The sequence below is a fragment of the Brucella sp. TWI559 genome, from assembly GCF_039674265.1.
GTDB classification, from domain to species: Bacteria; Pseudomonadota; Alphaproteobacteria; order Rhizobiales; family Rhizobiaceae; genus Brucella; species Brucella chromiisoli.
In genome coordinates this window covers 1-13,506 of sequence record NZ_JBDJNE010000033.1, presented here as the reverse complement: position 1 = coordinate 13,506, position 13,506 = coordinate 1, and the positions used below count along the sequence as shown (strand labels likewise).

The following is a 13,506-nucleotide window of genomic DNA, read 5'->3' as shown; positions in this document are numbered from 1 at the left end:
CAATAGAAAACCTCCGATTGAAATCGAAGGTCATGTTACCCTTTAAATAAGGGGTCCCGTTTGGATGCCGATAACCCCTTAAATGGGGTCCTTATTCCATGCTTAATCACAATCGAGGCCGACAATGCTAACTTCCTTCATGGAGGCTCTCTCGTCTGAGTGACGTTGCTGCAAACATCACTATGGCACATTGCGATGCCGTTGGGAGGGAGCGTCCATTCCGTCAGTTCTCAGCGGCAATCAACTGCCACGGGTTCAATCTAGGTATCTGTTTCCTAAATCAATTCTGATGACAAGGGATAACCGTGAATACTGTTGCCGTTGATCTTAAGTTCTTCGCGCAAGCTACGATTTCGGATGGCGCATTGCACTTGGGTTAAACTCATTTCGGTGCGGAGCTTCGCAAGCTCAGCCTGCCGACCATAATACTCTTCTTCATTATCAAGCAAATCAGAAAGTTGGCGTGTACCCATGTCAAAGTATTGCTCTCGATAAAGCACTCTCGTCTTTTTAAGCAATTCGATCTGCTTTTTGAGCATTGTCGATTTCATCTCACCAGCCGCAAGACTACGCGCGAGCGCAGTCTCTTTCAAATTGTCTTGCAGTTGCACAAATGCGAGCTTGGCTTCAGTTCCAGCTAAATTGTTTCGCGCGACATTTGCTCTTGCTGTAAGCGCACCGCCCTGCAAAAAATCAGACCGGACATCAACGTTTAGCCCCAGCGGTAGTTTGTTCACGCCGAGTTCTCCACCGACAACAGGCTGCAGTGCAATACGTGGAGTGACTTCCTTTTCAGCCTTTTCCAGGGCGACTTGGGCACGAGCCTGTGACAGACGGATCATACGCATATCGTCGGTTTCGCCTCGTCCCTTACAAGACTGGGTAGATATAACGACCCGTCCGCCTTGCGGCGTGCCTGTCAATAATGTCAGACGGTCCCTTGCCTCGCCGAGTTCGAGTTGGGTATCATTTGCAAGAAATGCAGCCGATTGCACTCGCTTGCGAGTTTCTAGGTGGTCGCTTGATGAAACAGCCCCGTTTGTAGCGCGTTCTGCAACGAGTTTGTCTAGCTCGGTAAGAGCTTTGAGCTGGCTTTTGTAGACGTCGAGCAACTCGCTCTTCATCTGCACGTCGGCATAAATTTTTAAAATTTCCAGAAGCGAATCGTCTACCGTTTTCTGGAATGCAATGTAATTGATCTGAAGATCAAAATCAGCCAACTTTACGGCACGCTTGGAGTTACCGCCATCAAACAGTAGCTGCGAACCAGTGAGGTCCACACCAGGTTTTCCAGTGCTTCCAGAACCGACGCCAGCTCCAGCAGCAACAGAAAGACCTGGGAAAAGTGCGGCCCGTTGTACTCTTACCTGATCCGCACTTGCGGAAATCACGCTTGCGGCTTCGCGCACAGATGGATTGATGAGAAGCCCATTGCGAGCGACTGCATCTATCTTTGCACCTTTGACAGGCGTCAAAGCCGGCATGACAGATGCCTTCTCGATAATAATCGCTTCCGTGCCATCGGCTGCAGGTAAACCAACGCATCCTGAAAGCAGGATACCGCTAGTAATGAACATTGCCGCTTGACGGATTTTTTTCAGGGGAGCTTGAAAAGGCATCATTTGGACTTCAGTTTCTTTTTCCTGCGACCAAATCAGCGCATTGTGGACGCCGCCATGCTGCGTGCGATACCTTACCTGTGCCGTCAAAATAAACGCGATATTGACAAATTAAACGGTCACGACCGACAAGCGGCAGCGAAAGATTAAATTCCAGTGATCCATCGCTGTTGCGATGAGCAGCGCGCCCTAATACCGCCTGTAGCGCCTCCTGTGACTGACCGACCGAAATGCGACGAACTTGCGCGAGGTCGCGCGGCATGCCGATACGAACATAACGCTTGTCCATATCGGAATATACTTTTGATACCGAGGAAAAGCCCGCGCGAGGATCAACCTCATTGAGAGTATCACGAGCTTGAGCGGGTGAAAGATAAAATATTGCAAGGGCAACTGTGGAGAGTTGCAGGAATGTGGCGCGCGCACCTAGCCATTTTATCATATCGGACCTCATTTTCGAGATAGAGTTTATTGGTAGTGTTGGTAAGGAACTGATTGGTGATACAGCTTTAACGTTCACGGAGTGCCTCCTGTGCACGGTTAAACGGCTTGATAAGATACTGCCAAACTGTCTTCTCGCCGGTGCGAATATCGACGGTTGCAATCATGCCTGGAACGATTGGAAACCGGGCACCGGCCTTGTTGGTCAGAAAGTCTTCGTGGGTTCGAATATAGGCGCGATAAAACACCAGATCCTGTTTGACCTCATCGCGCACAGTATTTGGCGATATTGTTACAACTTCACCAGCAAGACCACCAAAAATGGCATAGTCATAGGCCGAGACCTTAACCAGAGCGTCCTGTCCTGGGTGAATGAAAGCGATATCACGCGGTGATATACGCGCTTCAATGAGGAGTTGATCATTCATCGGAACGAGTGTCATCAGCTGTCCTCCAGCCGGAATAACACCGCCAATTGTGGTAACAGCAATGTCTTTCACAATACCGCGCATTGGTGCTCGGAACACCAGACGATCAAGCTGATCCGCCCGACCACGCATGATCGATGCCTGCACCTCTGCCTCGGCATTTATCTTTTGCAATTCTTCGCCTGTCTTTACCCGCAAATCGGCGCGCAATCGCGAAATTTCGAGCTTCGTCTGCGCTGCTTCGCGTCGCAGTTTGATCACTTCAACCCTACTGGTCGCTCCAGTGGACTGAAGCTTTTCCGCTATTGCAAGCTCCTGTTGGGTAAGTTCGAGGCCCTCTGTCAAGCCAGACAGGGATTCATGCAGGCTCTCACGACGGGATTTGAACAGAGCGAGCTCGTTGGCACGCAACTGTGCGAATTCATCGCCAGCCAGTTCTTGCGGAAAGACTACTTCATCCAGATCGCCCAACTCGGCGCGCATGCGCGCGGCGGCAGCGATGGAGGCGTGAAACTTCGCAGCCGCCTCCTCAACATTGGACGCAGTGCGAGTAGGATCGAGCTGTGCAAGAATCTGTCCGCGTTCGACGATATCACCTTCCTTGACAGAAATTAGCGTCAGAATCCCGCCATCGAGCGACTGGATAATTTGTTCTCTTGAACTGGGAACAACGGTTCCTTGGCCGCTTGAGACTTCAACAAGCGGAAAAAACCAGGCCCATGCAAGGAACAGGGCGAGCAGCAAGAATACAAGCCAGACAAATCGACTTTCCGAGCGCGCGGTTACGCGTTCAGCTGTGGTGTTAAGCGGCAGGCTCATGCGGCAGCCTTTCCGGATCGTAACTGGCTGAGAACCTTATCTTTGGGCCCGTCCATTGCAATCACACCATTATTGACCACGATAAGCCGATCAACAATACGCAGGATTGCGGGACGGTGTGTCGCAACAATCACCGAAACATTGCGTCCCAATTGGCCAAGCACATGAATAACGGCCGCCTCCGAGACTTCATCAAAGGAGGCTGTTGGCTCATCCAGCAGCAGGACACGTGGCATCCTAAGCAGGAGCCGTGCGAGCAACAGGCCTTGCTTTTGTCCGCCAGATAATCCGAGCCCGCCTTCTTGAACCAGATGATCCAAACCTTCAGGGAGCCGATTGATAAAATCCACCAGCCCCATTTTCTCGAGAATACCAAGGACATCCTCGTCGGTTGCCATAGGCGCGCCAAGCGTAAGGTTCTCGCGCAGTGTTCCGTGAAACAGTCGAGCGCCCTGCCCCATCAACCCAATGTCACGCCTGACGTCTGTTGGATCAATGAGCCCCATAACGATGTCGTCGACTCTAATCTCCCCTGTCAGGGGCTCCAAAAGACCAGCAAGACCAGACAGGAGCGTGGATTTACCTGCACCGTTTCGTCCCAGAATGGCGATGCGCTCGCCCGGCGCGATAGTAAGCTCATCAATTTTAAGAACGGGCGTTTCCGGGTTATGGCCGAATATCGCGTCCTTGATGCGAAATGCACCGCTGATGGTAGGCTTATGTATTCGCTGCTCTTGCTGAGGGGCATCGACGGGAAGAGCCATCAGGCCGTCAAGTGCCTTGCGCGCAACCTGCGCCTGTTGCCAGCGATTGATGATTTGCGTTACCGATGCCAGTGGAGCCAGCATCCTTGAAGAAAGCATAGAGGCTGCAACAAGCACACCCGTGCTTAATTCACCGGCCATAACCATTGGTGCACCGAAGAAGACGACAACCGCAAAAACTCCACCTTGAACTGTCTGTGCAAATGATGACAACCGGTTAACAAGATCGCGCAGCTCCATTGATGAACCAGACGTGGTCTCGTTATAATGGTTCCAAAGGTTCTGGAACCGCGTTTCAGCCTGCATCGACTTGATATCATCAAGCCCCTGGATGGCTTCAACCAGCATCGCGCTACGCAGCGACGATTCGCGGGTGTTGGTTTCAGCCAGCCGCCGAAGCCGCTTTTGTAACAATAGTCCCGGCACCACCAGCAGAACCATCGCCAAAAGAGGTATCCAGACCAAAGAGCCGGCTATGTAAAAAAACAATACGCAAAACAGCAGGAAAAATGGAACATCCGCGATCGCTGCCACGGTGGTGGACGTCAGCATTTCGCGTACATGTTCAAGCTCGCGAATCTGCGAAATAAAGGTTCCTGTGGAACGCGGTCGTGCGGAATTACGAATACGAAGTGCGTGGCCGAACACCCGATCTGAGATCCGCAGGTCTGCTGCTTTTCCCGCAATATCTGTAATCCGGCTTCGAGCAGTCCGCATACCCATCCCAAACAGGATCGCCATCATAACGCCAATGAACAAAACCCAGAGTGTGCTCATCGATTGTCCGGGGATGACCCGGTCATACACTTGCATCGAAAAAATCGTGCCGGCCAGTGCCAATACATTGGTTACCAGGGAAGCCGCCATCACTGCGCGATAGGGCTTTAAGTCAGCAAGGGCAATACTGCGCAGCCAGTCAGGCCGCCATGGAGCGATATAATCATCAATTCTCTTATCGCGACGCGATGATAATGGGCGCATCACAAACAGCCGTCGCAGGCGCTTAGCCAATTCCTCGCGCGAGAAGGGGGTCATTAGCCCCTTTTCACCGGCAAGAATTACCACGAACCCTTCGGCGGTTTCCCGTTCAATGACGCCGACTTCGCCGCCACTGAACTCGACAAGCAGTGGGAGCCTGACACCCGATAGAGCTGAAGCCCCCTCAATCTCTTGGATGGACAGACTAACCGAACGCGCAAGTGTACCCAACCGGTCCTCATCTGTGGACGCAGCCATGTCAAGTTTAATGCGTTCCACAGAGATAGCCATTCCGTAATGCGTTGCGACGCGCATTACGGATTCGATCCATCCTCGGTTGGTGCGCACCCCGAAGGGAGCGCGACCAGATTGGTTTGGAGCGACTTTCACAATGTCAGACCTCGTAGTGAACGGCCGAGCGAAGTTCGTCTTCTAGCGAAGGTGCCGTCATCGGAATGCTGAGGTCAACAAAGTCGGAACCACCACTACCGGTGTCTGACGAAAACGGTTTAGCGTCGTTCTCCTCAGGCAGGATAGCGGACATCGCATCGTGCCCTGTATCAGAAAACAGCACGTCATCTACTGTGAGCAGCGCCTGTTGCTCTACAGCAGGTGCTGTAGAAGTCTGTGTGTCGATCGACGCCAGACCGAAGCTTTCACTGTCTTCTGCCATTGCAAAGGAGAACAGGCTCGAATGGTCAGAACTTGATGCCACAGAATCCTGGTGACTATCAATCGTCACGCCGTCAATCTTTAGAGTGACCGTCGTTCCACTTTCACCCGTCCCTGTATAAGATCCGTCTGACTGCAGTACCCAGTTTCCAGAAAGCGAGAGCGAATCTTCCGACGTGCCTTTGATAGTCAGGATATGGTTTGCATCAGTGATGGCCTTAACATCATCAGGGGTCAGATCTGTGATTGCATTTGTTCCATGAATTCCCAGATCAATGATCTCGATATTCTTAAGGTGTTGCTTAAGATCATCCCCACTGAGATCTTCGCCAAAGCGCAGGGCAACGGTGTCGGAACCGGCTCGGCCGTTGATGTTGGCCCCACTCCAAATAAAGGTGTCGTCACCTGTTGTGGCTGTTGTGGGTGTTACCGCAAGTGTAAGCGTGTCGGTCACATGCTGCGATTCCACTCCTGTTGCACTTTCAACGGTCCATGCTTCAACCTGAATCTGCGTACCCGCTGTGGATGTATCCTGATCAGAAAGCGCAGATGCGGCTTGAACAAAACCAAGCTTATCGAGATCGTCCTGCGACAAGCCAGTGATCGTATAGGCGTTGGTGAGTTGATCATAAGCGATCGATATCGCACCATTTTCTGCATCGATAAGCTCGCCGCCGATATAGAAGGCTGCATGCGCACCAAGACCGGTCAGCTTCAAGGTTGCGCTCTCGGTGCTTGCATCCTTAACACCTGCAACCGCAGCAGCCGCATCAACCATGGCCGCATTCAGGTTCAAGCTGATGATGCGACCTTCCTTACCAAATGACAAGGTCGGATCGATAGTTATTCCGTCAGCCACCGCTTCAACTGTCACTGGTTTAAGTGGCACAGTATCCACCCGGGTCGCAGACAGGCTATCTTCACCCGATTCAACGACGAGTGCAATATCCGTAAGCGTTCCGCTCCAATGTGGGGCTGGTAGGATTGCAACATAGGCAGGCATTGTACCGTCAGAAGAAATGAGCCAGGTATTCGTACTGCCATCGCCACCGGCGTTTGAAGCCTGGGAAGCAACAGTTGCATCCCCTGCACTTGAACCGACATAAAGCAGGAAGCCCACTGGCACGCCCGACAACAGAATAGACTTGACCGCCTCAGAACCATCATCGTCGTTGAGAGCAATAGCGAGACCAGTCAACTCGATCGCGTTGGTCTTTTCTGAAGTGTTGCTCTCCTTGCCTTTGACTGGCTGGCTTTCCACTGTGACGCCATTGTTAATAATCTCGATTTCAGCAGTGCTGGAGGCCGAAGCGGCTGCGGTATTTGATGCACCACTTTCCTTTGCCTGTGCCCAGGCTGAGAAAGTTACATTGCCAGGCTGGAGAACGGATCCTTCAGGCGCTGTATAGGTCAGCTCGGTTGAGCCACCCGAAGTGCCAATCTCAACGACGTAATAATTGCCATCCGGCACGCCATTTACACCGCTGATGTCGCTCAATGTGAGCGTTCTGCCTTCACCGTCTGTGAGCGTGCCATTGTCGTTTCCGTTGGTCGAAACCTGAACGTAAAGCTTGCCGTCAACAATTGTTCCTGAAGTGCCGTCTGCAACATCGAAAGCCGAAATCGTTGCAGTAACACTGGTTTCTCCTTCTGCAACGTCAGGAACGTCGATGGTTACCGTCGGCTCGTCAGTGACCGGAGTAATAGGCATGTCGGCGTGGGTATCTGCTTGTGTGCTGGTGCCACCCACTGCTGCAGCCGTCAACTTAGCGTCAAAATTGAACGCCGCATTGTTGTCATTGCTGTTAAGCGGCGGCGTGACTTTGATACCGGCGAGCATTCCATCAAGTGCGGCCTGACTGTCACCATTTGCAAGCACAACGACGGTTGCAGACCAGGTCGGCACGCCGTTGATAGTGGTAAAGATCATACCATCTACGGTTGTGCCTGGCGCCAGATTAGTGAGTGTGACAGTGTAACTATGAGCTACAGTCGCATCACTGGCCGTGACCTTAGCATTAACAACACCATCCAGAGTAAACGAAGTGTCTTCCGTCCCCTGCGCACCATTATAGCTCCATTCGTCAATAACTGGAGCCAGGTAAGATTGGCCATCGCTCAGATCTACCTTGAGATTCCATTTGACAGAATCAGTTTCGATGTTGGCAGGCGAATTGGCGTTCTGGCCTTCGTCCTGCGCAAGCACAGTCATTGTGATGGTCGATGAGCTGTTAGACACGCCCTTTCCGACAATGAACTCGACCGGGAGGTCGATGCCGCCAGTGCCGATCGATTTTGCGTCCGCACCATCATAGATAAGCAGCCACGAGCCTGTACCAATCTGGGACGCGCCATTGACGGTGACACCATCAGGAACACCCTCAATAACCACCCGGACGAGATGCTCGCTTCCATCTGTATCTTCCGAATTCACATGCAGGTTTACAGTCAATGTGCCGCTGGTACTAACGGTCGCTGTGTCTGGTTCTGCATTGTCACCGGCAACCTCATCAGAAGTTGTACCAGTGGCAGAATCCATGGTGATCGCCGTAATCGATGCATCGACTGCATCGGTTACTGGCAGTGCGTCAATTGTAAGCGAGCCATTCTTCACTTCAGTCACGGCAGTTAAAGTTCCATCAGTTGATGGATCAATCACTTCGTAAAGGAAATCCAACTTGCCAAGGTCACCGTCAAGATTGGCGGCACCCTTCGCGCCCAGACTATCGATCTGATCGGACGGGACAATATAGTAGGTTTTCCCTTCAATTTCTTTCGTTTCAAGGTTCGCTGCTGAAATTTCTGCTTCGCCTACATAGAGCGTAAATTTGCTCGCGTCGTAATCAACCGGAATGAAAATACTGCCCAATTTCTCATCTGTATCACCGTTTTGCGGAATGATTACCAGATTGAGCAGGGAGATTTCATCCTCGATAAGGGTGGCAGTTGATGTGATCAGTGCCTCCGGCGACGGAGTAACCGTGAAGCTGACATCGGTGAGAGGGCCTGTGCGAGAATCGCCATCGTTTTCAGTTGTAACACCAGCGACCTTCACGTTCACCGTCCCACTAAAATTCTCAGGAACAACAATGGATACTTTTGAAAGGTCACTTGCCGACACCATCCAGATCCTGTCGGTCCCGGTGCCCGAGACGACCATTGTCGCGCCGGTTAACGAGAAATTCTCTGAAAGTCCGGTGATGCGAAGCGTGGTGACTTCCGATCCGTCGGTGTCGCTAGACGCGACCGAGGTAATGATGTTGGACAGCTGGACCTTGTGTGCACCTGCATCGAGTGCTGCCTCTGTCGTGATATAGGCAACATTTGGCAGTGTGATTAAGGCATTATCGGCGACACCGGTAACCGCAATATCAATCGTGCGGGAAACAGGCGCAGATGTTGACGTTCCGTCGACCGAAACCGCGCTCACAGTCAATTTGAAATCATCATTGCTGTTAAGCGGCGGTGTGACGGTCATTGGGTAGCTATTGTTGAAACCAACGATCGTAACCGCACCGCCACTGACAGTCAGCTTTTCACCGTTGTAGGTGATTACGGCTCCAGCAGGAATGCCCGAGATGGTGACGTTGAAGGTTTCAGAATCATCCGAACTCGTCGTTTTGATCGAGAGCGGGATTGCCGTATCTTCAAGACCCGTAGCGCGAGCGTTGAGCGCCATGGTTACTTCATCGGCAACAGGTTCAAACTTGATCAAAGAAAGCGTAGCTTCACCGCTGACACTTACATTAACACCATCACCGCTTTCATGTGGAGGATCAAGTGGAAGTGTGGATACCTCGCGATCATCATCATAATCTACCGTTGCCGCTTGCACTTTAATAGTGAGCGTACCCGAAACATCAGCCGGTAGCTTAACCTGCAGCGTGTTGAGATAGGTTGATGGTACCCAGACTGGTTCGCCGACATAGATCTGCGTCTGCCAGGTAGCACCACCATCTGTTGAATAACGGAATTCAGTACCAATGACTGTATCGGTTGACGTGTCAGATGAAAGCGTCGGAGTCAATACAGCATAAGTAAACTCATCCGGATCTGCATTTGACCAAGCCGTCTGCAGATCTGCGAAGCCGCCACTGGTATTCGATGCACCTGTGTAATTGCTACCAAGTGCAAACCAGGCATCTTCCTGACCCGCAACAGAATAGGCGTGATCGCCATTCATGGTGACGTCGTTTTGTCCATTTCCATCACTGTCGCTGTCGGTTCGCTCAGCCACAGGCGTAACGGTGATCTTCACGTCAAGATCAACTGTCTTGGTATCGCTATCAGAACCATTGGTATCGGTGCTGGTGATAGACAATTTGATCGTGGCATCCAGGCTGCTATGCGCTGGCGGCGTAATCGTGAAGGCATCAAGAATAGCTTCTCGATCAGTTTGGCTCAATGAACCATCAAATGTGATCGTTGCAGTGGTGCCAGAAACATTGTAGCTCCAACCTGCCGATGCATCAGGGGTCCCAACGGTCCAACCGGTGGGAACTTCAAATGTGACTTCGTTGATGACTTCGGAGCCGGCTGCAGTACCCGTATCAGTGACAGCTACACCTGCAAGGAAGTGAACAGCCGTATCTTCCGCTGTTTTACTGTCCGTCGCAGTGACATCACCAGCAACAGGAGTAACCCGCAGATCAATTGTCACACTGCTCGTTACGGTCGCTGGAATACCTGCTGAATCACTGTCTGTGTCACGGGTATTAAGCGTGATTACGACATCTTTAATATCACCGCTGAAATCTCGTGGTGGCGTGATGGAAATATTCGGTGCCGTTGCGAACGTGCTGGTTTCAGGCGAAGTGACAGAGCCGCTCGCACCAACGGTGTAATTCGATCCATTGATGGTTACGATCGATCCCGCAGGCAAGCCGCTGACAGTATAAGAATAACGTTCACTACCGTCAGTGTCGTTTCCAGCATTCGCATCGATACTAGTCAAAGCCGCGGTGAGATGGCTCGACAAATCGATTTTGCTGTCCTCAGCAAAAGTAAGCGTCGTGACATCGCTCTCAAGCTCCGCCCCGTCGGTTACTGCCTGAACATCAACATTGATGACCTGCGTGCTGGACGCTCCCGCCACGCCCGCGATCTTGCCGCCGCTGGCATCAACTTCATAGCTGGTCGCGCTAACGGTTACAGTAAAATTATTGCCGCTTTCAGCGCGTGGGTTTGCCCCAAGTGCGGCATACTCAGCGGAAGTCAGATGATAAATCCCTCGAGCATCGTCCGCAGCAGGCACGTCATTCACATGAGATACATCAGACAAGACGATGGTGATTTTACCATCGACTGGCGTAAGCGTTTTCGCACCCGTAGAAAGCGTTACGCCATCGGCGCCTGCGCCACTTATGGTCAGAGTAATTTCACCCAGGCGCTCTGGATTATCATTGTTATCCGTACCTGTGCCTGTATCGGTGATAACAGGTGTCTTCAGGCCAAGCGTAACTGCTGTGTCTTCGTCGGTATTGACGTTCTTGTTTGCCTCAAGCTCAGGGGCATCGGCAACCTTGGTGATCGTGAAGTCAAGCGTCTGCGTAACGGACTTGCCACCGCCGCTTTCTGCCATGGTGTAAGTGACAGTTGGGACATTTCCGCCGTAGTTCGGAGCGGGTTTAAAGCTATAGCTCCCATCTTTTTCGATGATCAGAGAGCCAAGGACATCCGTGCCGTTTTTCAGTTCAACTGTTTGGCCTGGGGCATACGACTCAGCGATACCGTCCCCATCGGCATCCACCGAAAAGCCAGTCAGAATGATTTCGTTATCAACGTCAGATACGAAATCTTGCAGCGATCCTTCAGCAAGGCCGTCCTCAAGGACATTTATCGTTTCATCGCCGCGCCCTATGATGTTGTCGTTGCTACCATTCACAGTAATTGTAATGACTTGGTCACGAGAAGCTCCGTGTTCGTCGGTCACCACCGCTGTGAAGGTTTCTGTTCCCTTATCACCATTATTTAGCGCTTGCGTCGCATCCCGGCTATTGTCGAGCGTATAAGTCCACTCACCCGTCTGAGGATCAATGCCCATTGTGCCATACTTCCCGTTGGCCGTGACGACGCTCCAGGTCAACGTCGCATCCTTATCAACATCAGACGCTGTCAATGTTCCGCCGACTACATTGCTTTGATCAGGATTTTCTGTTCCCTGCTCTGTCACTTCGCCGCTTGCTTCAGCAGTTCCGGACGTGATCACCGGACGATCATTGGCGCCGGTGACTGTGATGGTCAAGGTGCTACTGCTTGTCGCACCGTTAACGTCGACCGCAGTATAGGTGAAGGTCTCGGTAACTTGCTCGCCTTGCTTCAGGGATTGAGTTTGTGTCGAGGTATTGTCAAGTTCATAGGTGTAGCTGCCATCGCTATTCAGCGTGAGGGTTCCATAGGTTCCCTGAATGCTCGAACCCACCGTTCCAACAACATCGCCGAACTTGACTTCATTTACAGCTAGTGTGGCCTTTTCACCATCATCAACGTCAGTATCATTCGTTAACACGTTGCCGGTTGCAGTGGCAGTTCCACTTATCGGATCGTTACCACCGTCCTGAACGCCTGCTTCCGACACTGATCCGGTGTCGGCATTTGCAACCGGTGCATCGTTGGTGCCGTTAATTGTAATGAAGACTGTTCGGGTTTCGGTTCCGCCCTTCCCGTCAATCACCTCAACGTCGAAGCTCAGCTCAACCTTATCGCCTTCGTTCAGAGCCTGAGTAGCACTCAGCGAATTGTCGAGCGTATAGGACCAAGCCCCTGTTACAGCATCGATAGTGAAGGTGCCGTAGGTTTGATCAGGAGTGCCCAGCACGCTCCAGCTAAGCGTATCGCCATCGACATCGGATGCGTCAAAACTTCCTGTCGCGGTCGGATTGCCAGGAACTGGTGTGTTGTCATCGACAACACCTGCCTCAATCACTGTGCCGTCCTGGTCTCCCCCAGCAATCACTGGAGCGTCATTAACGGGATCAACCGTGATGGTGAGATTGGCGGTATCCGTGCCACCTTCCCCATCGCTGATCGTATAGGTGATGATCGGAACTCTGCCGTTCCAGTTTTCGTCCGGCGTAAAGGTGTAAGCGCCGTCGCTGTTGAGCGTAAACGTACCAACATTCTCAATTATCGCAGTGTCGCCAGCGCTGTAGTTGGTTCCATTGATCACAAACTGCGTGACAACAAGCGTATCACCGTCTGGATCAGTGTCAGCCACATCGCCTGCTGCGCTATCAAGCAGCACATTGCCGCTCACAGGCGTATCTTCGTCAGTGCTTACAGCATCATCATTGGCGGTCGGAGCAGGATTGGAAACAGTCCATGTGAAGGTTTGATCGACAGTGCTGGTGCCATCACTGACCGTGATCGTCACACTATGCGCACCGCCAACACCGTCCTGGCTTGCGGATGGATCAATGGTGCCGCTGATAATGCCCGTATTCGGATCAATCGTTAGTCCCTTAGGCAGCCCCGTGGCGCTATAGGTAAGCGTATCGCCATCAACATCCTTGAAGAAACCGCTCACATCAAGCGAAGTGATGGCATCAGCGTCATTGTTCGCTTGATCCTCAATCGTACCAACAGTCTCCGGCAGGTCATCGACTGGATCAACCGTGATGGTGAGATTGGCGAAATCCGTGCCACCTTCCCCATCGCTGATCGTATAGGTGATGGTCGGAACTCTGCCGTTCCAGTTTTCGTCCGGCGTAAAGGTGTAAGCGCCGTCGCTGTTGAGCGTAAACGTACCAACATTCTCAATTATCGCAGTGTCGCCAGCGCTGTAGT

At 52.0% G+C, this 13,506-nt stretch carries 5 protein-coding genes; all 5 read right to left on the bottom strand.

What is annotated here, in order from left to right; all coding sequences use genetic code 11:
• Positions 1 to 275: 275 nt before the first annotated feature.
• Positions 276 to 1,709 carry a TolC family protein gene (locus tag ABE530_RS18745; protein WP_499695581.1) on the bottom strand — a complete coding sequence of 478 codons (1,434 nt, stop codon included), beginning with the start codon at positions 1,707 to 1,709 and terminating at the stop codon, positions 276 to 278.
• Complete coding sequence (locus ABE530_RS18740; protein WP_499695580.1) at positions 1,630 to 2,139, bottom strand: hypothetical protein; 510 nt, start codon at positions 2,137 to 2,139, stop codon at positions 1,630 to 1,632. The genes ABE530_RS18745 and ABE530_RS18740 overlap by 80 nt, the downstream gene beginning before the upstream one ends.
• Entirely contained in the window at positions 2,129 to 3,307 is a 1,179-nt protein-coding gene (locus tag ABE530_RS18735) for a beta-barrel domain-containing protein (protein ID WP_499695579.1), read from the bottom strand. The genes ABE530_RS18740 and ABE530_RS18735 overlap by 11 nt, the downstream gene beginning before the upstream one ends.
• The gene (locus tag ABE530_RS18730) at positions 3,304 to 5,397 is read right to left on the bottom strand and encodes a type I secretion system permease/ATPase (protein WP_499695582.1); all 2,094 of its coding nucleotides are present in this window, start codon (positions 5,395 to 5,397) and stop codon (positions 3,304 to 3,306) included. The genes ABE530_RS18735 and ABE530_RS18730 overlap by 4 nt, the downstream gene beginning before the upstream one ends.
• Before the next feature lie 46 nt (positions 5,398 to 5,443).
• On the bottom strand, positions 5,444 to 13,506 hold an 8,063-nt coding region (locus ABE530_RS18725), incomplete at its 5' end, for a cadherin-like domain-containing protein (RefSeq protein WP_499695578.1).

Bases quoted from the DNA above. Each gene is read 5' to 3' on its own strand.
- ABE530_RS18735 (WP_499695579.1), bottom strand. From the start codon at position 3,307: ATGAGCCTGCCGCTTAACACCACAGCTGAACGCGTAACCGCGCGCTCG.